Origin of the sequence: Desulfovibrio sp. 86 (assembly GCF_902702915.1) — a bacterium.
Lineage (GTDB): Bacteria > Desulfobacterota > Desulfovibrionia > Desulfovibrionales > Desulfovibrionaceae > Desulfovibrio.
This window is the reverse complement of record NZ_LR738849.1, coordinates 2,133,712-2,158,951: the sequence shown is the minus strand read 5'-3', so window position 1 is coordinate 2,158,951 and position 25,240 is coordinate 2,133,712. Positions and strand designations below refer to the sequence as shown.

Annotated in this window: 20 protein-coding genes; 14 read left to right on the top strand and 6 right to left on the bottom strand. The window is 52.0% G+C overall.

Features of this window, described 5'->3' with window-relative positions:
• The first annotated feature begins 113 nt into the window (after positions 1 to 113).
• From DESU86_RS08795 to DESU86_RS08755, 9 genes are all read left to right on the top strand, one after another.
• Positions 114 to 1,364: a DegT/DnrJ/EryC1/StrS family aminotransferase gene (locus DESU86_RS08795; protein ID WP_179980707.1), complete on the top strand. Its 1,251-nt coding sequence runs from the start codon at positions 114 to 116 to the stop codon at positions 1,362 to 1,364.
• Positions 1,365 to 1,515: 151 nt separating this feature from the next.
• Positions 1,516 to 2,427 carry an FkbM family methyltransferase gene (locus tag DESU86_RS08790; protein ID WP_179980706.1) on the top strand — a complete coding sequence of 304 codons (912 nt, stop codon included), beginning with the start codon at positions 1,516 to 1,518 and terminating at the stop codon, positions 2,425 to 2,427.
• Between the two features lie 513 nt (positions 2,428 to 2,940).
• On the top strand, positions 2,941 to 3,699 hold the full coding sequence (locus DESU86_RS08785) for a class I SAM-dependent methyltransferase (protein WP_179980705.1): 759 nt from the start codon (positions 2,941 to 2,943) through the stop codon (positions 3,697 to 3,699).
• A 55-nt stretch (positions 3,700 to 3,754) separates the two neighbouring features.
• Positions 3,755 to 4,783, top strand: coding sequence for a glycosyltransferase family 2 protein (locus tag DESU86_RS08780; RefSeq protein WP_179980704.1), 1,029 nt, complete (start codon positions 3,755 to 3,757; stop codon positions 4,781 to 4,783).
• A gap of 17 nt (positions 4,784 to 4,800) precedes the next feature.
• Positions 4,801 to 5,556 carry a hypothetical protein gene (locus DESU86_RS08775; RefSeq protein ID WP_179980703.1) on the top strand — a complete coding sequence of 252 codons (756 nt, stop codon included), beginning with the start codon at positions 4,801 to 4,803 and terminating at the stop codon, positions 5,554 to 5,556.
• A 22-nt stretch (positions 5,557 to 5,578) separates the two neighbouring features.
• The gene (locus DESU86_RS08770; protein WP_179980702.1) at positions 5,579 to 6,406 is read left to right on the top strand and encodes a glycosyltransferase; all 828 of its coding nucleotides are present in this window, start codon (positions 5,579 to 5,581) and stop codon (positions 6,404 to 6,406) included.
• Positions 6,319 to 7,332, top strand: coding sequence for a glycosyltransferase family 2 protein (locus DESU86_RS08765; RefSeq protein ID WP_179980701.1), 1,014 nt, complete (start codon positions 6,319 to 6,321; stop codon positions 7,330 to 7,332). The genes DESU86_RS08770 and DESU86_RS08765 overlap by 88 nt, the downstream gene beginning before the upstream one ends.
• Positions 7,333 to 7,622: 290 nt before the next feature.
• Positions 7,623 to 8,675, top strand: a complete 1,053-nt coding sequence (locus tag DESU86_RS08760; RefSeq protein WP_179980700.1) for a glycosyltransferase family 2 protein — start codon at positions 7,623 to 7,625, stop codon at positions 8,673 to 8,675.
• Between the two features lie 48 nt (positions 8,676 to 8,723).
• The gene (locus DESU86_RS08755) at positions 8,724 to 9,998 is read left to right on the top strand and encodes a glycosyltransferase (RefSeq protein ID WP_179980699.1); all 1,275 of its coding nucleotides are present in this window, start codon (positions 8,724 to 8,726) and stop codon (positions 9,996 to 9,998) included.
• A gap of 118 nt (positions 9,999 to 10,116) precedes the next feature.
• Here DESU86_RS08755 and DESU86_RS08750 read toward each other — a convergent pair whose 3' ends face one another.
• Both DESU86_RS08750 and DESU86_RS14395 read right to left on the bottom strand, forming a co-directional pair.
• Positions 10,117 to 11,250 (bottom strand): glycosyltransferase family 4 protein, encoded by a 1,134-nt coding sequence (locus DESU86_RS08750; RefSeq protein WP_179980698.1) that lies wholly within the window; start codon positions 11,248 to 11,250, stop codon positions 10,117 to 10,119.
• A 562-nt stretch (positions 11,251 to 11,812) separates the two neighbouring features.
• Positions 11,813 to 12,025: a hypothetical protein gene (locus DESU86_RS14395; protein ID WP_197957553.1), complete on the bottom strand. Its 213-nt coding sequence runs from the start codon at positions 12,023 to 12,025 to the stop codon at positions 11,813 to 11,815.
• A gap of 21 nt (positions 12,026 to 12,046) precedes the next feature.
• Between DESU86_RS14395 and DESU86_RS08745 the strand changes: the two genes are divergently transcribed.
• Positions 12,047 to 14,701: a DEAD/DEAH box helicase gene (locus DESU86_RS08745; protein ID WP_232088307.1), complete on the top strand. Its 2,655-nt coding sequence runs from the start codon at positions 12,047 to 12,049 to the stop codon at positions 14,699 to 14,701.
• A 2-nt stretch (positions 14,702 to 14,703) separates the two neighbouring features.
• On the top strand, positions 14,704 to 15,585 hold the full coding sequence (locus DESU86_RS08740) for an SWIM zinc finger family protein (protein ID WP_179980696.1): 882 nt from the start codon (positions 14,704 to 14,706) through the stop codon (positions 15,583 to 15,585).
• A 564-nt stretch (positions 15,586 to 16,149) separates the two neighbouring features.
• Here the strand turns inward: DESU86_RS08740 and DESU86_RS08735 are convergent.
• Entirely contained in the window at positions 16,150 to 18,969 is a 2,820-nt protein-coding gene (locus DESU86_RS08735) for a DUF927 domain-containing protein (protein WP_179980695.1), read from the bottom strand.
• Positions 18,970 to 19,107: 138 nt separating this feature from the next.
• A complete protein-coding gene (locus tag DESU86_RS08730) occupies positions 19,108 to 19,347 on the bottom strand; it encodes a hypothetical protein (RefSeq protein WP_179980694.1) in 240 nt (79 codons plus the stop codon).
• A 447-nt stretch (positions 19,348 to 19,794) separates the two neighbouring features.
• Here DESU86_RS08730 and DESU86_RS08725 point away from each other — a divergent pair, with 447 nt between their 5' ends.
• The 3 genes from DESU86_RS08725 (at position 19,795) to DESU86_RS14615 (ending at position 20,692) form a co-directional block, all read left to right on the top strand.
• Positions 19,795 to 20,085 carry a type II toxin-antitoxin system Phd/YefM family antitoxin gene (locus DESU86_RS08725; protein ID WP_179980693.1) on the top strand — a complete coding sequence of 97 codons (291 nt, stop codon included), beginning with the start codon at positions 19,795 to 19,797 and terminating at the stop codon, positions 20,083 to 20,085.
• The gene (locus tag DESU86_RS08720) at positions 20,072 to 20,440 is read left to right on the top strand and encodes a type II toxin-antitoxin system RelE/ParE family toxin (RefSeq protein WP_179980692.1); all 369 of its coding nucleotides are present in this window, start codon (positions 20,072 to 20,074) and stop codon (positions 20,438 to 20,440) included. The genes DESU86_RS08725 and DESU86_RS08720 overlap by 14 nt, the downstream gene beginning before the upstream one ends.
• 123 nt (positions 20,441 to 20,563) lie before the next feature.
• Complete coding sequence (locus tag DESU86_RS14615) at positions 20,564 to 20,692, top strand: hypothetical protein (protein WP_269474327.1); 129 nt, start codon at positions 20,564 to 20,566, stop codon at positions 20,690 to 20,692.
• Between the two features lie 453 nt (positions 20,693 to 21,145).
• Here the strand turns inward: DESU86_RS14615 and DESU86_RS08715 are convergent, their stop codons facing one another.
• On the bottom strand, positions 21,146 to 23,416 hold the full coding sequence (locus DESU86_RS08715) for an AAA family ATPase (protein ID WP_179980691.1): 2,271 nt from the start codon (positions 23,414 to 23,416) through the stop codon (positions 21,146 to 21,148).
• Between the two features lie 20 nt (positions 23,417 to 23,436).
• Entirely contained in the window at positions 23,437 to 25,224 is a 1,788-nt protein-coding gene (locus DESU86_RS08710; protein ID WP_179980690.1) for a DUF6538 domain-containing protein, read from the bottom strand.
• Positions 25,225 to 25,240 lie beyond the last annotated feature (16 nt).

Genomic DNA, 25,240 nt, shown 5'->3' with positions numbered 1-25,240 from the left:
CTTTTTTGCGTAAGTGGCGCGCCAGGATGCATCAGGTGACGTTCTGGGTGAAGACGTATGGTCTTCCGTGGTCGCGTGCTCCTTTTTTCCCGTTTATCAGGCCGCATCATGACATGGACGATGCCCGGCTTGCCGTTTTGCAAAAACGCGTTGCCGCAGGCGAGGAAGACGGTTGCGGCAGCGCCTATGCGCAGGCCTTTTGCGCAGCGCTCGGCGGCGGGTACGCATTGCCAACGGCCTCTGCGCGAATGGCGCTGCATGCGCTGCTGCGGCATTATGGTCTTCGTGACGGCGATGAGGTCTTAGTCACAGGCTTTACCTGTTCCGTGGTGCTCAACGCCATACTGCGCTGCGGCGCGGCACCCCGTTTTGTGGATATAGACAGGCATACCTTGGGCACAAGCCCGGAATCAGTGGAAGCTGCCATTACCCCACGAACTAAGGCGCTTATTGCTCAGCATACCTTTGGCGTTCCCTGCGCCATTGATTCGTTGCGCGCTTTGGCAACCCACTATCATATCAAACTTATTGAGGATGTGGCGATTGCGTTTGGAAGCAAACACCAGGGCAAGCCGCTTGGCGCATGGGGCGATGCCGCCTATTTTTCCACAGACCACTCCAAACCCTTAAATTCCCTTATTGGCGGAATGCTCTACACTACAGACGAAAATCTGTACGAAAGAATTTTTTCAGAGTATCAGGGCTGGCCGCACCTGCCGCGCGAAAAACAGCAGGCACTGTTGGAACAGGTGCGTGTGGAGCGCGATAATTTCACTCCGGCCCGCTACCGTTGGCACAACTTTGCCGCCTTGTTTGCCGGGTGCGATGCCCCTTCCCCTTTCCTTGATGCGGACTACACCCCCTGGGCTGTGCAGGGCGACTACCCCTATCCGGCAAAGATGCCGACAGTTCTGACAACCCTTGGGCTTGAGGCCCTGCGGCAGTGGCCTGTTGTTGCGGATGAACGGTGCCATTGGTTCAAAAAAATTTCCGAAGTGTTTTACAGAAATAATTGCGGGGGTATGATTCCTGCGGGCTTTCAGAACATTGGCAAAGAGGTTGTGCCGCTTCGCTTTGCTTTCTGCCTGCCTGCCGCCTGCGGGCCGCTACGTGAAAACAAAGGCTTGTGGCGGGCCGTCAACGCGTTTTTTCCGGCAAACTGGATATGGTTTCAGGATCCTGTGGTTTGCCGGGCTACAGATATAACCGCCTATGGCTATACGCCGGGAACCTGCCCCGTGGCCGAGGAGGTTGGCCGCGGCATTGTGACGATTCCACTGGATGTGCCCTCCCCTTATGCAGACAGATTTATGCAAAATGTGGAGAATCTTTGTCGTGAGCTTCAGCGGCTGCCTCGGGCTTAATCAGCCCGACTGAAAACTTGTGCCGGGTGGTCATGTGCAACGCCAGGGAATTGCATTCACTCATGCAAACCTGAGCTATTTGGAAAGGCAAACATGCCTGTTCGATTCTTCTAACTAACGTTTTATGATTCCCCTTTTTAGGATAGTTGCTATGAAAGAGAGTATAAAGAAAGCGTTGGATAAGTCCAAGCTGGGTAGAATATTAATTCAGTTTTGGCGTGTGTACAAAATTATGTTTCAGCAAAATCCAAATGTTATTGCTTGGTCTGATGCCTTGTGTGCGGAAGAAAAAGCAGTGTTGGCCGACAAGATGCAGGATTTTATAAGTAAAAACTTCTTTAGCATCCCATGTGGAAGTGAGAACTTAAAATTTCATTATGATAATTATTTGACTCTTTACAGGGCCAAAACGCTTTTGACAAAAGAGCCTGAAACCATCGACTGGCTAGATTCCTTTCAGGAGGGGGCATGTCTATGGGATATCGGTGCAAATGTTGGTTTATATAGCTGTTATGCGGCTAAAATTCGTGGGTGTAGTGTCTTTGCTTTCGAGCCGTCTATCTTGAATCTGGAATTGCTTGGGAAAAATATTTACCTTAATGAATTACAAGATAGTGTTCATATTGTCCCTGTGGCCTTGTCATCAGCAAATGGCTTTAGCACTTTTTTGATGACGGAAACCGCCCACGGCGGCGCAGACTCTACTTTCGGCGCAGGAATAGGTTTTGATGGAAAACCAATATGTGAAAGTAAGCTCTCATATAGTTTGTTAGGGCTGTCGGGTGATTCTCTACTGGCAGCAACAGGAATGCCTTGCCCAAATCATATAAAAATTGATGTCGACGGCATAGAACATATTGTGCTGGCTGGTATGAAAGATATTTTTAAAATGCCGTCTGTTAAGAGCTGTCTTATCGAAGCTAACGATGCCTATGGGGAACAGGTTGATGGTATAAAGAAAATTATGCAAGAATGCGGATTTACGTTAAAAGAAAAGAAACACTCTGATTTCTTCAATACTGGAGCATATTCATCTGTGTACAATCAGATATGGGTAAGGTAGTTTTTGAGTTCGTAGTGATTTTATGCTACGTGATGGCTGACTGCCATTTACCTGAATCTAAGATTTCACTCTGTATGTCTTTTTACAATATTAGCAGCCCCAAATTGCAGTCGTGCATCGCGGGACTATTTGCCATGGGTGAGTTCAGCGCGTTTGGGGAAATTGGGCGATAGATGGTTGCGTGTAGATCAGAAGTTCCTCACATTTGTGGGGTAAACGGGTAGCGCCGCTAGTAGAAAGCGACCGTGTAAAAAGCAACAGTGCGTGCTTTTGCCAGAATGAGTTTGGGCCTTGTGTGATGCCATAAAACTGTGTTGGGTAGGTTATACAACCGCGTCGCATCCATTTGACCTACGGGTTTGGTAAACTTCGTCGATCGGAGTAGGGCCTGGGTCCCTTTGGGAATAAACTGGATGCGAGTCGTGAATACGTATGCCCCGGCCCTCGACGCGCTGATGTCTGGCCAGCCCTGGTTGCTGCGTATAACCGGGGCTTCTTTGGTTTGGAGGAAACATGATCCGTTTTTATCAGACAGAGTGGTTCGGCATCCCGTTTAATTCTTTTGCCAGCCTTTCTTTTTTTTCTTTGGCTGACAAAGTTTTTTATGAAAAGTTTTATGATGCATTTTTTAACAAATTTGCAGGCTACGATGCCTTGCCAGAACCGTGGCAAGCCATAAAGCGGCAGTGCGCTCAGGCCATTGCCGCACATATACCGCCAGTTGCCGCGCCCAAAATTCTTTCTGTGGGCTGCGGGTCAGGCTTTGTGGAGCATTGCCTGCTGCAGATGCGTCCCAATATACAAATGCATTGCAATGACTCTTCGGACTCCCCCCTTCGGTGGATCGCGCAATCGTTGCCGGAAGAGCAGCTGCATATCGGCCTCGTGCCGGAGTGTCTGCCGCAAGGGGCAACATTTGATGTCATTTATTGTAATGCATTTGAATACTGTCTCTCAAACAAGACTCTGGTCAAACTTCTGTCTTCCCTGAAGAGCTGGCTTGCACCTGGCGGCAGGCTGATACTCATAAGCGCGTCTATTCTTGATCCCGCAGATTCCCCGCATACCGTCCGGCAATATGTGGATTACCTGCACGATACCTGCTGCAACCTGCTGGCGCATCTGCGCGGCGCAAAACCCCAGCAGTTTTGGGGGTGGGCCAGAACGCGGAAAGAGCTGGAAGACCTTATATTGCGGTGCGGCTACACTATGGACGGGCAGCAGCAGATAGCGCAGCTGGCTTCTTCATGGTTGTTCTGCACCAAGTGTTGAGGCCCGTACACGCAGCGCCTACGCGCTCCAAACGTTATAACCACGATAGCCGCCTATGACTCCATACATCTCTGTCGTCATGTCTGTCCGTAACGGCATGCCCTTTTTGCCGGAAGCGGTATTCTCCGTTCTTGCGCAATCGTTTGAAGATTTTGAATTTATTGTCATGGATAACGCCTCTGTCGACGGGTCAAACGAATGGGTGACCGCCCAGCAGGACAAGCGGATCCGTCTCGTGCGCAATGAGGAGGATCTCGGGCTTTCGCAATCGCTCAACCGCGGGTTCAGCCTCGCCAGGGGAAAGTACATCGCCCGTATGGACGCCGACGACATCTCAGTGCCCGAACGCCTGGCGGTGCAGGCGGCCTATATGGACGCGCACCCAGAACTGGTGGTTTGCGGCGGTGAGGTGGAGATTTTTAATGAAACATCATCTTCTCTCTGGGAGGTGCCCAAAGGGCGCGACGCCATTCTGTCCACGCTGCTTTTTGCTGTGCCCCTGGCCCATCCCGCCGTCATGTACCGGACTGAAGCCTGGAAATCCCTGGAATTGCAGTATGATAGGACGTTACTGCTCAGCCAGGACTTTGACATGTGGCGGATCATCGGCCTACAGATGACCAAGGCTCTGGACAACATGGGGGCCTGCGTACTGCGCTACCGTATGCACGGGGCTAACCTTACTTCGGTTATGGGCGATCTGGCCTGCAGGGAATGGAAAGAAGTCGCAAAGCGCATTCTTACGCAATTTATGGCGGCAGCGCCCAGCCAGGCTGAGACTGACCTGCACTTTGTTTGCGCACACGGTTGCGCCGCCAACGCCAAGGAACTGGCGTCATGCCTTGCCTGGTTGATGGAGCTGCAAAACGTCAACATGCGGATGGGGTGGGTGGCTGCAGACGTTTTTGAGCGCGAACTGCTGTCCCGGTGGGCATTGCTCTGCCGCCGGACAAAATTTAAGGCGCTGCTTCTGGCGCTGCCGTTGCTTGCCCGAGGGTGGGCTTCCAGCACGCGAAGACGCGCCTTGGCGCTATTGCTGCAAGAAATTGCCTGCCGCCTGCGGAAAAAGCTGCTGCATACGTAAAAACTGTCTGGTGAGACGTGAAAAAAATTGTCGCATATTCGCTTTGGGGCACTGACCCCAAGTACACGCAGGGCGCGGTTATCAACGCAATTCAGGTCGGGCAGTTTTACCCCGGCTGGCAGGCGCGTTTTTACTGTGCGGCCAGCGTGCCCCCGGATATCATCGAGCAGCTGCGCGCAGCTGGTGCGGAAGTGGAAATCATGCCCTCTGAAGGTAACCAGAAGAGCATGTTCTGGCGTTTTTTCGCCCTGGACAGCGATGATGTGGAGCGGGTGATCATTCGGGATACCGACTCAAGGCTCAGCCGCCGCGAGGCTGCCGCCGTGCAAGAGTGGGAGCGAAGCGGCTGCGCGGGGCATATCATGCGCGATCATCCGTGCCACAACATGCTTATTTTAGGCGGCATGTGGGGCTGCCGCACAGGCGTTCTGCCCAATATGCATAAGGCCGCGGAGCAGTTTAACCCCGCTGACCTGTATAATCAGGATCAACTGTTTTTGGGTTCGTGTGTGTACCCGCTGCTGAAAAAACACGGCATTTGCGTCCATGATGATTTTCGTCGTTTTGAATGGAGTTCAAGGCCTTTTCCCGTACCCCGCGAAAAAGACTACAGCTTTGTAGGGGAGATATACAATGCCGACGGCACCCGGGCTGACGACTGGAAAATACTGCGCGCTCACTGCAATAGCCTGAAGACGCGGTTGCGGTTCAGATGGACGCATGCAAAACAAAAGATAGCGCGGCTTTTTGGCAAAGCTGATGAAACTATCTGACAGAATTTTTTAAGGATTCTTCATGTCTCAAAATGCCGTTTCTCCTATGGTCGCCGTTATTATCGCCACCCGGAACGCCGCGCAGGGGTTGGCCCTTACGCTGGGTTCCATTGCAGCCCAGAGCTGCAAAGATGTCATTGAGGTCGTGGTACAGGACAGCGAGTCCGTAGACCATACGCTTGACGTTGCCCGCAGTTATGCGGCGCAACTTCCCCTATTGCGTGCGGCCTCGGCGCCCGACGACGGCATATACGACGCCTGGCTCAAGGTTATTCCTAGCGTGCGCGCCCGATGGATTCTTTTTTTGGGAGCGGGCGACACCCTAGCGTACCCGGAAACCATGCAGACCGTCATATCCCAGCTGGAACAGTGCCCCGATGATAAATATTTTGCATTGGGTCAGGTTACCATCCTCAGCGCGGAAAGAGAGCTGCTGCATTCTATCTCTAACGATATCGATAAGATGGCTGCTGTTCTACCATATTACAACCCCATCTACCATGCTGGCGTTTTTACCAGCAGCAAATTTCTCAAGGCGCACCCCTTTGATGCTTCTTTTAAAATTCTGGGCGATTATGATTTCTTTTGTCGGCACTGGGGCAACGGCGAAAGAGCCTGGCAGCTGCACTGCCTGATTGCCGAAGCTCCCTTGGGCGGGCTTTCCAATAGTCCCAAATTCCGGACATGCCATGATGCGGAAATCAAACGTATCCGCAAGGGGTATTTTCCCCGCCAATACTGGCGTTCGCGTCTTTACCAGGCTTGTGCGGGCTTGCTGCCAAAGGGGTGCCGCCAGTTGGTGCCAGCGTCCGTAAAGCAGATGTTGAAAAAAATTTTAAAGTTGGCATAAAGCACCACATGGGTACGCGAATGGATGATATCATACCGATTTCAATATGTATTCCCTGCTATAACAATCCGGCTGGCGTCAAAAAATTACTGGATAGCATACTGAGCCAGACCTTCGGTACGTTCGAATGCATCATAACCGACGACTCTGCGGATGACCGTACCAAGGAAGTCGTAAAGCCCTTTCTGGCGGACGGGCGCTTTACGTACGTGCACAATGCGAAGGCGCTGGGCAGTCCGGAAAACTGGAATTATTGCGCAAGTCTGGCCAAAGGCGCATACATTAAAATAATGCACCATGATGACTGGTTCAGCAGGCCCAACGCCCTGCAGCAGCTCTACGACTGCGCCGTGCAGTCGCCGGGCTGCGGCTTTATCGCCTGTGGGTGCAGCAACTGCGATACGGAAGGAAAAATTCTCGACGCCGCGATGCCGGACAAGCGGTTTCTTGCGCGCCTGGCAGCAGACCGGGCGGAACTTTTTTACGCCAACGCCCTCCGCACGCCAAGCACAACCCTTATCCGCCGCGACCTCTTTAAGCCCTTTGATCCCAAGCTCGTCTGGTTGGTCGATCTGGAACAGTATATGCGGATACTGGAAGCGACCTCGCTAGCATTTCTGCCCGTTTCCCTCGTCAATGTCACTGTTTCATCTCCCGACCAGATAACACGTCGCTGTGAATACAGTCTTGATGTGAATCTGCAGGAGTATGTCTACGTAGCCAACATCCTTTGGGGCAAAAGCGTTCCGCTGCGCGCCTCGCTTCATATGGCGCTGGTTCTTGCCAGAACCCTGGCGGCCAATCTATATTTTTTAAAAGCGCCCATTGCGATGTACGCATTGCTGCCTTTGTCCGCAGGCTACTGGGGGGCTCGCGGGGTGCTCAAGCGCGCCCTGAAATGGCTCACGGCGGCAAAACAGGCATAATAGCCGCGCCCATGTATGCCCAGGCGGCGGACGCCGCCCGGCATCCGGCGCGTTGGTGCGCCAGCAGGGAAGCCGCAGGGATATGCAAAGTCGTACCTCCGTTGACGGCTGCAGGCGGCGGGCGTTTTTTCAATAAGCCGCAGGGCAGCTGACGCCATGGCGCATATGGCGCGCGGTCAGGCATGAAGGCGGTCGGCAATGCCCGCAAAGTATTTTGTATCTCCTCCAAAAAAATCGTCGTTGTCGCCGCTCTCGGGCTGCGCAACGGCGCACGCGGTTTACAAATGAACATGCAAAACAATAATCACGCGCCGTCCGTCACTGTTCTGCTGCCGGTATATAATGGGGAGCAGTTTATTGAAGAGGCGGTAACCTCCATACTGGCGCAGTCTTTTACCAATTTTGAAGTGCTGGTCATGGATGACGGCTCCACCGACGGCACCGGCAAAATCTTGCGGCGGCTGGCTGCCAACGATGCCCGCATCCGTATCCACCAGCGCGAAAACCGAGGGCTTATCGCCACGCTGAACGAAGGGCTTGCCCTTTGTTCCTCTGAACTTGTGGCGCGGATGGATGCGGACGATTACGCCTTGCCGCACCGGCTTGCCGTGCAATACGACTACATGACGGAGCATCCGGAAACGGCTGTTTGCAGCGCCGGCATGGAGGAATACGAAACCGGGCGCATCCTTGCCTGGGAGGGATACGGCGAGGCTGTGCGCGCCCGGCTGTTGTTCGGCTGCTGCCTGCACCACCCGACGATTATGGCCCGCCGGTCCGTGTTGCTGGATGCCGGCGGCTACGATGCGGCAATGCCGAGCGCGGAGGACTACGACCTGTGGGTGCGTCTGACGGCGGCAGGGTATTCGCTTGCCGTTCTGCCGCAGGTCCTTCTGCGGTACAGGGTGCATCCGCACGTTTCCAGAACCGCGTACAAGTGGCAGATGGGCGAAACCACATCGCGCATTCAGCGGCGTCAGCTTGCCTTGCTGGGCATTTCCCCAACGCCGCGCCAGCTGGACAGGCACCAGTTCTGCATTTCGCACTGCCCGGAGCTTCCCGGAAAACTGCAGGAAGCCGAAGCGTGGCTGCAAAAGATCGTTGCGGCCAACGAGCAGAAAGTGATGTACGACCAGGACGTTTTTTTGCGGACGGTAAATGAAATAAAAAAGGATTTCGTGCGTTCCTCGTGGCAGCGCGATCCTGGTCAGTATGTGCGGCGTATCCTGCGTACGATTGTTAAAGACGGCATCTACCGGTTGCGGCTCGGGGAAGATTTTGAGAAGCGCATTGTGGGCGCGGCCCGCCGTTTTGGTTTTTTTTCCCAGAGCCGGAAACAGTGACGGACAATGCCGTGCAACAGGGGCACAGCTGCCATTTGCGGTGAAAAAATGCATATTGTTATCGACGGACATTCGCTGGGCATTCTTGGCGGCATAGAGCGCGTGGTATGCGATCTGGCATCGGCTATGGTGCAGCGCGGGCACCGGGTTTCCATTTTTATTTCGGAACCGTTGCCGGAAAAGCCCATTTATGCCGTGGATAAACGGGTTCGATTTGTCGTTTATGCGCATGGGGGCAGGCAAAAACACCTTGCAGAGTTTCGCCGGCAAATTCTTGCCTGCGCCCCGGATGTCTGCATTTCGCCCGCTGCGGACCGCCGCCATTTTCCCTGGTGCGCGGCCCTGTGGAACAGCGGCATACCGCTTGTTGTTTCCGAGCACAGCACGCCCGAAGATGTGGAGTCGCGCATCTGGAACCGGCCGGAGCGTCTGGCGGTCATGGCTGCCGCTGATGCAATTCATATGCTTCGGACTTCCTGCCTACCGAGCTTGCCGGATACTTTACTCGACAAGGCGCATGTTATTCCCAATGCAGTTAACTTGCCCTTGTTGGAAAAATCCCCCAAAGATCACCCTATAATACTAAGCATGGGACGCCTTGAGCGTGACAAACAAAACCATATTCTTCTAGACGCCTTTGCTATGTTAGCCCCTGATTTCCCCCAATGGCGCTTGGAAGTGTGGGGGGGGGGGCCTGAGCAGAGCAGATTAAAAAGGCAAGCTCATCGGCTAGGGCTGAAAGGACGTGCCCATATTTGTGGGCTCACGACCAGGCCAGAAGCATGCTATGCATCTGCTGATATATTGTGCCAGCCATCCAGGCATGAAGCCTTCCCAGGGGCCGTAATTGAGAGCATGGCCGCTGGACTTCCAGTCGTAGGTTTTGCCCAATGCTCCGGAGTTAACGAACTAGTTCGCAATGGTACAACGGGGTTGCTGGCGCCGGAAATGACAGCTGTAAGCTTGGCTGAAACTTTGCGAACTCTTATGCAAAGCACAACCAAAAGAGAGCACATGGGAAGCAACGGGCGTGAAGCAACGATGCCTTATTCACCACAACTAGTTTACGATGCTTGGGAAAAGCTACTAGAGTGTACGGCTCTCTGTAAAGGCAAGACAAATTTGCGGGAAGCAGCTTTCAGCACCAATGAGCACAATGGGCTCGAACTGCACCCGGAGCTTCAATTGCTCCGGCACTGTATAGCGCGGCCCAATGTGCTAGTTGCAGATGGAAATTTACTGAGGCAGCTTGTTTTTTCGTCACCGTGGCTTACCCAAAGATTGCGGCCTTTTTATAGTTGGCTCAAAGGCTCATGGAGCTGATTTACGTTAGAAGAGGCCTTAAATCCAATGAGCTGTTTACCGCATGTGAAACCGCATGGTCGTGGGCATAAGGCTGTATCGCCTTTTTAGGGAGCCTATGGGGGTTGGGTGAAAGCCATTACACTGGTATAAGCGCACGCAAAAGTCCCTTCAGATTTTCATGAAAAGAGTTATGACTATATCTGGATACCGCGAGCTTATGGCTGTTTTCGCACAGGGCAAGGGGCTCGCCTGCTGGCTGCACCCGGAGGCTTTCAATCATAGGGATAAGCTCTTCATCCGAATCAAAACTGATCAACTGTAGACTTTTTGCGATATCTTCCAGCGCGCCCAAGCGGCGTACCATCACAAGGCACGAAAGTGCGGCCATCTGCATCGGGACGAGAGGAGCAGCCTCAAAACTATGCCCGGGCGTACTCTCCGGGCAACGCGAGGGCACAAGGCAGATTTGCAGGCCAATCTCGCGCACTTTTTGGGGTAGATCCTCTACCCAACCGTGAAAATGCACGTTGGCCGGGCTGTCGCGCCTCAGGGTCGCATAAAAATCCGCAGAAGAAAAAGCCGCATCGCCCATCACATGAAAATCCATATCTGGAAATCGCCGTGCTAGCGCGGGCAAAACATCCTGTCCCTTCTCGGGCGACACTCTGCCCACAATGCCCACATGTCGCAAGGGACGACTAGAGAAGCGGTCTTCAAAAGCTGTACTTGTGAACCGGGCGTCCAGTCCATTTTCCACTATGCGCACCTTGGGGGAATCAAAGGCGGTGTCAAAATGAACCAATTCTCGCTGAATGAAAGCGGACGGAACCACAATAGCACTGGTGCGACGCTGCCTGAGGAAAATGCGGAATAGCTTTTTTTCCAGCTTGCCGTGATTAAGATGAATATGGCAGGCTGCCTCTTTTCCCAAAATTCTTTGTGCGAAAAAAGCCACAGGCAACAAGCGGTTACCGTTGACATAAATCAGATCAGCGGAACGCAAGACTGAAAAATTATTAAAGAATACCGATAGGTTGTACATGGCAAAGCGCATGACATCCAAAACGCTTTTCTTCCCCTGCGTCAACGCGCAGTTCGAAATACGCCGGACTTCAACGCCCAGAGTCTCAAGCTTATCAGCGCAGGGACCTTCAGGGATTAGCACCTGTACTGTAAACCTGTTCTCCAGCGCGGCCTTTACAAGTTCCAGCAAAACCTGTTGCCCTCCGCCCAGTTGCCCGTATTGATCGCAAAAAGTAATATTTTTCATGTTATCAAAGCTTCAATCGTGTTTTGCCCATGCATTCCATAGTGATGCTTCAGGAGTGACCACTTGTTTCGCACAAGAGTAGTGACTACAATTCAGGCGTTGCTTGTTTCAACCATGGCGCTACACATTGACGCGTACCACGTCCGAAAGTATTATATTTCGGCCATTTTTCCTATGGTGTCATCTCCACCGTCCAGAAGCAAGAGGTAAAAAGCCAGTGTTCATCCTCCACGCTGCACAAACGGAGATGGGATTTCTGCTTTGGGGTGAGAGTCCGTCAGTCTCTTCTACGTCTTCCGTATCTTCTTCTGCTGCTTCCGCTGCCTCGGAGAACGGAGAGCCGGCACTCTCCCCCAAGCGCACAGCAAAAAAGAAGATCGAGCACTCCGCCATTTCTCCGTTTGATGCGGGGCTGGCCGCGCTTGACGCAACTTTGGTCGAACACCTCGGCCTTTCCCCACGCGATGCACACCCACTTGAGGCCACAGCATGGCTGCCGTCCTCCAAATCCGGCCCAATACCGTCGAGTCGGCTCCTTCACGATGCCGAAAAAGCCGAAGCTTCACTCCGCCTGCGTCCCTGGCGCGTTGCAGCCACACTGTTCAATAGCCAGGAAGTCGTAACTGCTCTGGCAAATTGCACAGGCAAGCAAACTCTCGCCCGTGGTGTTCTTTTGGGGAATGACCTTGCCTATTGGGCTGAAATGCTCAGGTATGCCGGGGCGCTTGTTGCCAGACAGCACTACCTGCCCGGCGTACGGATGGTCGGCGGTCATTGCCACTCCGTATGGGAACCGGTGATTACCGCGGATGAACAGCCACGCTTCGCTGCCTTTGCCGCCGCCATGCCCCCATCGGCCAGGGCCTTGACCAAGGCTGACGGCAAAGCACCGCCTTCCACCGCCGCCGCTTCTGTTCTGCGCGCTTTTCTGACGGACATGGTTGACGCACTTGTCCGCTCCGCCATGCCGCAAACGACGTCAAGTAAAAAGGGTCAAGGCGCCGCTTCCGCCACTTCACGAATATTACGAGCATCACGGGCGCACCCCGTAGTGGATAGCGTACATGACGCATGGCTGGCCGCCCTGCGCTCGCCAGATGGGCGCATAGATTGGCTGAAGAAAGATGTAACAGATCTAAAAAATACCCTTGCTCGCTGGAAACGCCCCATAACGGTGTTATCCAAATCCCCGGTGCGACTCTGCTTCAGGCTTGAAGAACCCGCAAATGACGACGCGCCTTTGAACCATGCTCTTCCTGCCCTTCCGGCGGGGGACGATTCTGCCTGGCGGGTTTCCTATCTTCTGCATCCGCACGATGACCACAGCCTCCTGCTCCCCATACAGGACCTCTGGTCTGGTCCCAAAAAGCGTGCCTCGGTATTGAAGCACCTGGGTGCAGATGCCAGAGAGTATGTGCTCTCTGCGCTCGGCCAGGCTTCCGGCATTGCGCCGGAGATTGCGGCCAGCCTCAAGGATGCCGCCCCCCAAGGCTACAGTCTGGACGTTCAGGGCGCACACCGTTTTCTGACACATACCTCTCTTGCTCTGGGCCAGGCCGGATTCGGGGTCATGCTGCCTGCATGGTGGACCAGCAAAGGCGCGAAGCTCCGGCCAGTCATTCAGGCCAGGGTGGCAGCCCCCAAACTCCGCTCTTCAAGCGGTCTTTCCCTTGATGCCATTGTGGAATTCGACTGGCAGGCTTCTCTTGGTGGAGCGCCCATAACGCATAAAGACCTTCTGGCTCTGGCCCGGCTCAAGGTTCCTCTGGTGCAGGTGCGGGGACAGTGGGTGGAGGTCAATGCACAGGAAATTCTGGCCGCTGCAGATTTCTGGAAGAAAAACAGCAAAAATACCGCCCCGGCCCGGGATATTCTCCGCATGGCCCTTGGCGGTGAGGACGCCCCCCACGGCTTTGCCTTTGGCGGTGTGCAGAGTGCGGGCTGGCTCAGCGAGTTGCTCGACCAATTGGAGGGCCGCACGGCCTGCGCGGAGTTGCCGCCCCCGGCCGAGTTTGGCGGAACCCTGCGGCCCTATCAGGCGCGGGGCTTTTCCTGGCTCGCCTTTTTGCAGCAATGGGGCCTTGGGGCCTGCCTTGCCGATGACATGGGTCTGGGAAAAACCATCCAGACTCTGGCCCTGCTGCAAAGATTATGGTCTTCCGGCAAAAAGATGCCCAGCCTGCTCATCTGCCCCACATCGGTGGTCAACAACTGGGCCAGAGAAGCGGGAAAATTCACCCCCGAACTGCCGGTCATGATCCATCACGGGCTTGACCGCAAGAAAGGAGCAGCCTTCCGGCGGCTCGCGTCCTCGCAGGCGCTGGTCATTTCAAGCTACGGCCTTCTCCAGCGGGATATGGCGGTACTGAAAGATATTTCCTGGGCCGGCGTTATTCTGGATGAAGCGCAAAACATCAAAAACCCCGAAACAAAACAGGCCAAAGCCGCTCGGGCCATCCCGGCGGCGTACCGCATAGCCCTGACAGGAACGCCGGTGGAAAACAATGTCGGCGACCTGTGGTCTCTTATGGATTTTCTCAATCCGGGTTTTCTGGGCAGCCAGCAAGAGTTTCGCAAGCGTTTTTTCATACCCATCCAGACCGGACGCGATCCCGAGGCTGCCACAAGGCTGAAGCGCCTTACCGCGCCCTTCCTCCTGCGCCGCCTCAAGACAGACACGTCCATTATTTCCGACCTCCCCGACAAGGTGGAAATGAAGGAATTTTGCCCGCTGACCAAGGAGCAGGCATCGCTGTATGCCGCTGTGCTTGAAGACCTGAACCGTACATTATACGAGGTTGACGGCATTCAGCGCAAGGGCATTATTCTTGCGACCTTGTCCCGGCTCAAGCAGGTATGCAATCACCCCGCCCACTTCCTTGGCGACAACTCGGCCATAGACGGACGCTCCGGCAAGCTTGCCCGCCTCACTGAAATGCTGGAAGAGCTTTTGCCCGTGGGCGACAAGGCCCTGGTATTCACCCAGTTCAAAGAGATGGGCCATATACTCAAAGCGCATTTGCAGGACACCCTCGGCAGGGAGGTGCTTTTTCTGCACGGCGGCGTAGCACGAAAGGCGCGCGACCGGATGATTGAGCGCTTTCAGGGCGATGCCCAGGCCCCTCCGATTTTTATTCTTTCGCTCAAAGCTGGCTCTACGGGGCTTAACCTCACTGCGGCCAATCATGTGTTTCATTATGACAGATGGTGGAACCCGGCGGTGGAAAATCAGGCCACGGACCGCGCCTTCAGAATCGGTCAGCACCGCAATGTTCTTGTGCATAAATTTGTCTGTAGCGGCACGCTGGAAGAAAAGATTGACGCCATGATTGAACGCAAGAAAGAAATTTCCGATGCTGTGGTGGGCGTTGGCGAAGCGTGGTTGACAGAACTGTCCAACCAGGAGCTTCAGGATCTGTTCGCGTTGCGGGAAAAATCTCTGGAGGAATAAACATGGCCTGGTATCGTGAATATGGCGGCTTTCCACCAGCGCAAGCCCGCGAGGTCAAGGGGGGCATCAAGTCCCAGAGTCGGCGCGGCGGCTTTGGGCAAAGCTGGTGGGCCAAACGCTGGATCGAGCTTATTGAAAGTTTCGGGCTGGGCGCACGGCTGACCCGTGGGCGCGCGTATGCCCGCAAAGGGCAGGTCGTGTCCATCCAAATGGAAAAAGGCTATATTTCCGCCAAAGTACAAGGCTCACGGGCCAAGCCGTATGCTGTCACCATGCGGGTCAAACCTCTGGAGGCTGACGCGTGGGCCACCATCGGCCATGCACTGCGCAAGGAGGCCCTTTTCTCCGCCGCTCTCTTGTCGGGACAGATGCCGCAACAGATTGAAGAAATTTTCAAAAAGGCCAAACTGTCGCTTTTTCCTGCAAAGAAGGATGATTTTACAACCGATTGCTCATGCCCTGACTGGTCAAACCCGTGCAAGCATATCGCAGCCGTGTACTACCTTGTGGCAGAGGAGTTTGACCGGGATCCCTTTTTGCTGTTCAAGCTTCGGGGTATTGAGCGGGAGGCCCTTCTGGAACTGCTGGGTACTGGCGCGAATGATGCCGAAGCCGACCCGGATGACAGACAGGAAGAGGCTGAACCGCTCCCCTGCGATCCTGTACAGTTTTGGGGCCACTGTGCAACGCCGATTGAACTTGGAGCGGTTATGCTTCCCGCTGTTGCCGCCGCCCTGCCCCGGCGGCTTGGCGGAATCCCTTTTTGGCGGGGAAATGAAGAATTTATGGGCACAATGGTGGACGTGTACGGGGCAGCAAGTGATGTGGGCCTCAACTGCACAATAGGCTGCAACATCGTGGGGAAAACTACACAAGCGGAGTAGGTTCTTCTCACCCGGCAACGACGATTTTGATAACGGCAGGGTTTTCAGGATGTTTTTTTAGGCGTGACCCCGTTGCACAACGAAAATGAATTTCGCACAAACGTTGCTGTGCGGAATCCTGTCTCAATACCCCACAATTTTCAGCATTTTCAGGCATCGCACAAACGCACAGGCGCACAAACAAAATATTGTTCTTGGGCTTTTTGGCAAAACTGGAGCATCAAGCGCCCTCGGTCAAAAAAACTGTTTTGGGCCGTTCCCACTTCATGGCCTTCAAAAAATTCAGGAATGGTTGTTTCGGGTTCAGGGCCTTCTACCAAATGACAAAACAGGGCAGAAGAATAGAGGGTGCTGTACAGATACGCATCAATTTTTCTGGCAAAAAATGGAGTCTATGAACGGCACAAGATCCATGCCCTGTAATGCCCTCATTTTTGCTCCCCTTCTTTGTTCCGTATAAAAAACTGCTGTGCGGCTGTGCGTTTGTGCGAAGGCTCAAAACACCAAGAAATTACTGGTGTTTTATACAAAGAATCGCACAAACGCTTTTGTGCGCCGCACAGCTTAAAAGTCACAATCACTGGCTTTGGAGTCTTTTACTACATTCATGTGCCGCTCTTCCAGGTCTCCACGGCCTTCCCATGCGGAAGGGATGAATCCATAGCCACGTACGTTCCGCCCCTTGATGCATTTTGTTTCCGTAAGATTTCCTCTGGCGTTCATCATCAACCACCCCTGACGCTTCATATGTTCCAGCAACTCATGGCGATTGACTCCTTTGGCGAGGTCGTTGAACGTTGGGCTTATCATGAATAACCGCAGGTCACCCTTGTCCTCCCATCTATAGCCAGCCAGATCGCGCATACTCTCACCCAGGCCATCCACATCCGCAAAACGGCTTCTGCCGTAGCGCGCAAAGAAATCCTTAAAGCGATCAAGAGCTTTCATGATTTCCAGATTGCCAACGCCGCCGCGTTCGTCAAGCCAGACGTTAAACCACTCCACAACGGCATCACTTGATTCTTCCGGTGTCCAAGGCAGGATGCCGTTCTTTGCAGCGAACATACCGGCCGCAGCAATCAGCCCGAACTTGAGAACCACACGCCGGACCTGTCCGCAAACTCCCTCGGGACAATATTTTTTTGTGAACAGGACGATACTATTGTTTATTTCATCAAGGTTCATATCCAGTTCATGACCGCCAGCGCCACAAAAAACCTTCAGAAAAGCGCGCAACGGTGTACCATAGTAGGTTCGGGAAGCATTTTTGAGATGCTCACTCAGTGCCGCTGGATTTTTGAAGCCATGTAAAATGCTATAGGCATTTTTACCTGTGCCGCCATCAATGGGCAGATTTATTACACGTACATTCTGCCCGGCCTTTGCACGGTATTTGCCCGTCTCCTCTATTTTGTCTTCTATGCTCAACTCGCCAGTGGAAAAGAAATTGAGAAGCCATTGATGGGCCTTACGCTGTGTGGCATCACTCCGCATACGCTCCTTGCCCTGGCCGTTGGGCAACATATATGTGACCTGAGTCACCGTTTCTGCTGTGGCTTGGCCAATTTCATCGAGAACCAGTAGGCAATCATTATGCTGGGCCGCGATATGTTCAAGAGCATTGTGCGTGCTGCGCCATTGGCGGATAAACCCTTTGCTGTCATTGCCGCCGCAGAGGCTGCCAGCCAACAGGGCCAACGTTGTTTTGCCGGTGGACGATGGCCCGAACAGGTGCAATCCACCGCCTTCCATTTCGCAAGGGCGCAAAAGCGGTCCTGTCAGGGCAAAGGCTACAACCAGCATGAGTAAGGTGTTGCCCTGGCAATAGCGGCCCACATGCTCATGCCATTGCTCCAGTTCGCCTGCATGGTTGAACAGGCCGTGTTCCTGCGTGTAATGAATTTCTTCATTTTCTCCTCCGCCAAAAATATTATCCGGCAAGACATAACACCTGTCGTGCCAGCCCAGGCGCTCAACATTGGTGAAAATTTTGTCGGAACCCGCAAAACGCAAATACTCCATAACGAATTTTTCCGTTCGCCCGCTTGCCAACTCAAGACCATGCTCACAAAGCCGTCCAAGAACGACATCGCCGCGCCCCACACATTCCTTCATGGTGATGGTCAGTTTTTGTTCTTTGCCATCTGGCGTCAGCAGTTTCACCAGCCTTGCCCAGCCCGTGCCGTCCGTATTACGCATCTTGCCAAGAACTTTTAAAGGGCTGCACACTTTGACACTGTCGCCCTCCATCATGCCACGGGATGGTGAATAGTACAGGCCATCCTTTTGGGAACTGAAGGATTCTGTGGCGACCACAACATCACTCAGGCGCTTGCGTTCAAGGTCAAGCGGGCTACGCACCTTGCAGCGAGGGTTACACTGAAAAAATTCCTGAATATCCTCACAGTTAACCGGATATCCCTTATTCAGGGCATGCAGAAATTTGGCTCGAGTTTTTTGTGCCGAGTATCCCGGGTGGGGATGGCTGTATTCCTGCGCCAATTCAAGCCCTTTTTCTCCCAGCGGAGCCAGAACACGCAGCATCAGGAACCATTCCGGCTCACTCAGCGTTGCGGCATTTTCACGGCAATGGCGCATGAAATGGCAATCGTAAAGCCCTTGCAGGTTGAGCTTGCTCTGACTACAAGATTGCAGACCCATGAGGGCTTGGTCATAAAGGGTTGTCATCCCCGTCACCTTTGGCGGCAGAGTTTGTATGACGCATGTTCTTGCCGACGGGGTCAGTTCCAGTAACGAGTCAATTTCCCATTCAAAAAACTCCTCAACGCTCACCTGCACTTTGTAGCGTCCGTCAGGACGCCTGATATTGGGAGCCCTCAGCAACTTCCCCTTCCCCATGCAATACAGGCTTGTGTCCACAAGGTCGCCGACAGTCTTGCGTCTGAAATCATCGGGTACGGGCTGGCCCAGCGCCCGCAAGCCCAGGTTATGGCAAATTGGATAGTGCTGAAAAATCCGCTCCAGCATTTTCAAATGCAGCTTTGGCAGGTAGGGATGTCCGTTTTCTCCACCAAATACCTCAGCTGGAATACGGATATGGACGCCTTTGCTGCCGCTCATGTAGTATTCGAGCATGGCAGGATCAAAACCATCATACTGGTTGAGCAGGCCCTCCACAAAATCCCTTGCGCCCACAATGGCGAGAAACGGCACTTCCTTGCAGTCGATGTCCAGCCAAAGATCGCCGTAGCGCATGGGTTCGGGTTTCCCCTTTTCTGGTTCGTAGGCGAAGCTCATGGTCGTGAATGCCTTGCAGCCCTGTTCAAGCGCCTGGGCACGCGATTCAGGCGAATCTTCTATAAGAGTCCAGGGGCCATGGCCAGGTTCTGGTGTTCCAGCGTAGACAAATTTTTTTGTATTCATGACAACATCCTTATTGTTCAGGCCACTACAGGGTGAATTATTCCGAAACGGGCAAATACTTGCCGCATAGAATAAGAAAGGGGCATGAAAAAATTCATGCCCCTGCGGTTGTTCGTTGCTGGTGTTTTTTGCGGTCAGTTACTGCCGCACATGCTGCTTGAGCCATTGGAGGAAATTTCGACGCTCATAGCAAACCTTTTTTCTGATACGAATTTTCACGCTTGGCCCTTCTCCCATGGCGTCAAGGTTTGAAAGGGTCTTGGCCCGAATCAAGCCGCCCATCTGCCGGGCCGCCTCTTCACGAGAAAAGACAGGAGGAAGATTTTTTTCCAATTGCTCAAAAAAGATAATTTCAGGTCTGGTGTTGCTCATGTTCACAATGCCCTCCGTCAAGTTTTGCATACCATATAGGCCTGCAGTAGCCTGATGGGTCACGTTTGATGCAGAACGACATCACTGAGAGGTCGGCTGAAAAAAAACGGACAAGAACCTGCTGCTTTTTTCCTCATGTTACCCGTCCTTCCCTCCCTGGCGGAAGTGCGCTCCATCATGACCACAGCAGTCATACTCATGAGCGGCGGCAATCAGGGCCAAGCCGCGCACCAGATGGCGCATCTCTCAACCCGCTGTCAGTAAACACCTAAATACTTAAATAAAAAACCGTGTGATGGCGAATTTTACGCCACATTTCGATCTATTTGCCGAAAAGGATTATCTTATAGTTGGAAGCCATCAGCCATCCAGGTTTCTCCAGAAGAATCTTGATTTATCCCTCAAGAAATTTCACCCTAAATTCAGCCATAATTTCCCCCCTATGGAGGACGCATGCAACTACATTCAGACATCAAGCCAATCTCCTGGCTCAAAAACAACGTAAAAAAAATGGTTGAATCTGTAGCAGAAACATGTAATCCGATGGTTATTACACAAAATGGCGAAGCAAAAGCCGTTGTGATGAACGTCCGGGAATACGACCAGATGCAACAAAGCCTGGCTCTTCTGCGTATGCTCGCAGATAGCTTCGCCGATGTGGAGGCCGGTAATCTACGCAATTCGGACGAGGTTTTTGCTGACATCCGTAATATGATCGAGAAAAAACGCAATGGACGCGACTAAAGCCTGGCGGGTTGCCTTTACCCGCCAAGACGATAAAGACATTAACGGTATTTTCGCCTTCATTGCTGACCGGGATGGGGCAGACACCGCTGAAGCGATCCTGAACAAGTTTATTCAAGCGCGGGACAGCTTGTGCGAACTTCCCGACCGTGGTCGTATCCCTCCTGAACTGAAGCGAGTAAACATTCTTCCGTATCGAGAAATTCAAATTTTACCGTACAGGATTGTCTATCAAGCCAGCAAGGCTACCCATGAAGTTCATATTCATATTGTAGCGGACGGGCGACGTAACTTTACCGATTTTTTGAAAGAGCGGCTGTTGAATATTTCTTCCAGCAAAGTCGACAGACAATAGCCGCATTTTCTGCATCCCCATCTTGTACGGCGGCTGAAACATAGTATCTTTCTACACGATGGCAGAAGTGCTCCCCAAAAATCGGACAGGTGTGATAGCGACTCAACCAGACGAGGAGAACACATGTCCAAGCGAAAGAATCATGCTCCGGCTTTCAAGGCCAGAGTGGCCCTGGCGGCTTTTTCCGGCGATAAGACCATCGCTGATCTCGGTTCAGAATTCGGCGCTCATCAGACACTTGTTCACAAATGAGTGAAGCAGCTCAAGGCGTCAGCAGCGGGTATTTTTGCTAGTGAAATCAAGGACGAAGAGGCCAGGAAGGAAAAACAACTCCAGATACTTCATGCCAAAATCGGTCAGATCACCGTGGCATCCCATTGCAGCCCGGTCCGGCTCCCCAGCGCGGGAAAATAAAGGCAGCTTGACAAAACGACGCCATCTTATTTTTCTGCCGTACTGTCCCGCTATTGGAGACAAGACATCTAGCCTAACCATCTGATATCACGACACATAGTAAAACATCATCTTCGGTGTTCGTGGCTTTACTGGTGTAATCCCTGCGTAATACAGGCGAACAAACCCCTCGTTGCCTGGACAATTCCTAGTCAATCCCCGCACATTTCCAGTGAGTAGCAGCCCTAAAAATAGACCCCCCCGGGATACAAGTACGTATCCCGGGGGATCCTGCCAGAGCGGGGCAATTGCCTATGATGTGGGTATTTGAGTGTAATAAGTACCCTTTCCTTGGCCTTCCCTACTGACTAACCCCAATTCAATAAGCGAATTCAGCAGATCACGGGTTTTGTCTTCGCCAAAGTGGGTTTCATCTTGTATCTTTTCACGCTTGGCAGAGCCTTTTTGCAAAATTTCAAGCACTTGCCGTTGGTCAGGGGAAAGGTCGTGCTCGGCAGGCACTGAGGGAGCTGCGCCCGGTACGGGCTGCGAGTCTTCTTTGTTGTTTGCAGCCCCAACTCCAGTTGTAGCAGCACCCATAGGCAATTCAATTTTCTGCCCATCTGCCCCAGTAGCGGCCAGAAACTCCCACTCCGAGTCCCCCAACGGCAGGTGCAGCCAGAAGGTCTTTTTTTCCAGAATGGGTGCTGGCTTACTCACATCGAACCGTAAACCCACAGTCAGACCATCCTGGGCCGCTGCTTTTTGAATGTCCTCGGTACCAAGAGCGTCATTCAATATTTCTGCGCTACTCACCAATCCAATGAATGTTCTGGCAAGAGTGGTGAAGAGATGGCTACCGCGAGCATTCACGCCATGCTGATTCGCAGCTGCATCCTCTGATTTGTGGTGAACAAAAACCACGCAATGGTCATGACGCTGAAGTTTTTTTACCCACTCAAGCACCTCATCAGAAAAATTGCCGTAGTTCAACTTATCGCCCATCAAGGCACTGAGGTTATCAAAAAAAACAAAGCGACATTCGTTTTTCTGGAGGTAGTTGCTAAGCCCCTCGCGAAATCCATAATCCGCGAGAGAAAAAGTATCGCAAAATTCCGGAAGGTCAGGGGCAAATATAGACAAACCAAAAAAACGTTTACCCTGTTCTTTGGCAAGGCAATGCTGGTCTAGATTTGCACAAAATTCATCATATGGGGTTTCCGCATCAATATAAGCAACATTGCCAGCAGCCACGCCAGCACCAGAAAAAAGCGGCCACATGACATTGCCATTGAGTATGGAGCGGCAAGTCGAGAGAGCAACTTGCGTTTTACCAGCCCCCTTCTTTCCGACAATCATGACATAACTGCCTGGACGCATTGTGTGATAGAGAGTTACGTCAGCCAATTTAAAAGCCTTTGCAGGGGTCAGTGCGGGATTGGCTGGAGGCAGTGCTTGATTATTTTTTTGCGATGAATCTTTCGTTGAAGGGCTCGATCCGACTTCGACGAGCAACTCTTTAAAATCAGAGAGGGATAGTGCCTTCTTAGTAACTCTATTAAGAAGAGAGGAAGGGGCTAGTTCTTCCCTCAAGTCAACCTCCTGTTCAAGGAAGGTTTGCTTCCAGCCTGTCCCAGCAGTCATCACCTCGTCAGACATGCCATCAGCCCTGATAGGCCAAGGGTATATTTTTAGATCACGCGCAATGGATTTAAGCTTTTCGGCAATTCGGTCTGCCTCAAAAAAGCCATCTTCCGAGAACTCCGGGAGCAATATGACCTTTCGCCCCTGAAAACATTTCAAATCAAGAGCATCAATGCCCCCGAAATGTCCGGAAACTATAAAATTACGTTCACCAATTCCAGCTTCACGGCATACCCTCCGAAGATGAAATGCGACAGGCAAAGACATCGGAAAAATAACGTGAGCGTCTGGAAATTTATCAATTGCAACTCTGGAAAAAGCCAATGCTGTTGATGGTGCGCAGCCAATCCCATGAAAATTTTCTATTCTATTTCTTTTTTGAATTGCTTTTTTAGACGCTATCAGGAAAAAACAGTCGTCTTTTGCTGCAGAATAACAACAAATTTTTTGTTCAACCTCCCCACCAAAGTTTTCTTGCTCATCGATACATGAAAGTTTGTATCTTTTATGTCCAACATTAATGTTCTCTGGAATAAAATATGATAAATAGCATGGTTCGTTATTATTGTTCACCCTGTTGTTCTGTGTAATGGGAAACGCATCAAAGCAGTTTTCAGGCTTGATACCCAACCTTTCTCCTAAGATACGTGCTGTTTGGATACGATCCCTGTCGAGTTTCTTCATGGCAAATCCAACGACATCGTCACCGCTAAATCTATCTTGTATTTCCCAACCTATTTTTCGTTCTGGATTCCCGAGTTCCTGAAGAAATTCTTCTTTTTCTGAACTGATCAGACATGTAAAAACCGCATTGATGAGGCCAACAAAAATTTCTGCGTTTTTGTTGGCCTGCAAACATGTTGCAATTGCTGTTTTATCAATCTTTGCGCGCAAGCTCAGAAAACTACGAGAGAGTTTGCTATCGTTAGAATATGACACTTTTACATCTCCATATCCGTTCAAAACACAACATTAATACTACTACCATAATCCAACTTCACAATCACATTTTCATATAAAACCTTTGGCGGGAATTTTTCACCATACTGCTTGCCAGCAAGCATGGGCAGTTCGTGCCCGAACACCTGGCGGAAATAGTCATTTTGCAGGCCCCGCTGCTTATAAAAATCTGCAAAGGTGTGCCTGAGTGAGTGAAACGTCTTACCCGATGCATCTCCAAGGGCAGCCGTCACCACAGATTTAAACTGCTTTCCTGGCTGTTTGCCAAACTTTACGGCCCCTTCTGATTTTTTCAGATCAGGGAAAAGTCGAACATGCTTTTTCTTTGTAATATCGGCATGGTAATCTAAAATTCCCAGCCTTATTAAAATGGGATGTATGGGCACGATTCGTCGCGCATTTTTATTTTTCAGCAGCTTGGGGCGACCCTCTTCATCAAGTCCCGTGGCGTTAATGTCGATAATCCAAATCCCTTTGTTCGAACTTTCATAAATGTCGGCGCAATGAAGCTGGGAGATTTCTTCAAGGCGCATACCAGTATAAAGAGCGATCAGTGGTATCCAGTAGTAGGAAGGAGATTTGAATTCTTTTTGTGCAAATTTGGGATGTGCAAAAATTTTTGACAATTCATCTGCAGAAAAAGCCTGGCGCAGTTCGATGTCCTGACGCGTATCCTTGATTTGCAGGTGTGTGGCCGGATTAACATCCAGCACACCTTCCCGCACGTACCATCCCAGCATACTTCCCACGGCCTCCACTAAAATGTTGACGGTGGTGACGCTGAGCGTTTTTTCAACTTTGAGCGCAAGCAGTTCCTGAATACTTTTATCCTTATAGGCCTTCACCCTTGTGCGGTTCGGCGGCAACCGCCGCAGGGTTTCACGAAAGTGCCGCATATCTTCACGGGTGATACTCTCAATGGATTTATCCCCGATGATGGCCAAAAATTCGCCCAAGCGGCCACGGTGATCTGCCACGCTGTGTTCCCGCCATTCACCATCCTGCAGCTTCTGATGGGTGTACCGCTCCATAGCTTCAGAGTACAGAAGCGCATTTTTCTTTGGCGGCATTGCCTCTATGGCTACCTGTATTGGGACTGAAGAAACCTCTTTTTCGGCAGTTTCTTCTATTTCACAAGGAAGCTTTCCGTAGTCACGTCCGACGATTTCTTCTTCCAGTAAAAAATCTCCACGCAATCGTGCTACTTCGATACGGTGCATGGTGATCTGCATTTCGTTATATGCCTTGACTATCTGTAAATAATTTTCTTCCGAAAGTTCTTCCCAAGTAAAGGCTCCCGATTTAAATAAATCAACAAGGCAAGTTGGTGCAAGTTTCTCCAACGCTTTTTCAGAATTCCAGCACAAGAGCATTGCGGCCTGTGAAGCCCTCAGTTGATCGTAAGGAATAGTTGTATCGCCTATTGTGAGAGCTTTTTTTTCAGAAAGATCTGCATGATCCTGCGCCAGCATCCGCTGGAGCAGGATATTCATTCGGCGGCGGATTTCTCTGTACTCCAACATGGTGTCCTCAAGAAAAGTTTTTTCCACTTCCGCAAGCAGCATGCGCGCGCGAAAACGGGCCGTCCGCAGATAAGATGTCCGCAGGCTGAGGCGCAGCTCACTTCGTCCCCAGTGCAGTCGGGGTTCCTTGGGCAAAGCGTAACGGAAATAATAGATGCTTCGTTTGAGACAAAGATACGCAGGAGAACTTTTTTTGTCATCCCCGGAAATGCGGAGAGCAGGTACGCAACTTGGACCAAGGGCTATGGGAGTGATAGGTGACATGGGGTTTTCTCCTGAC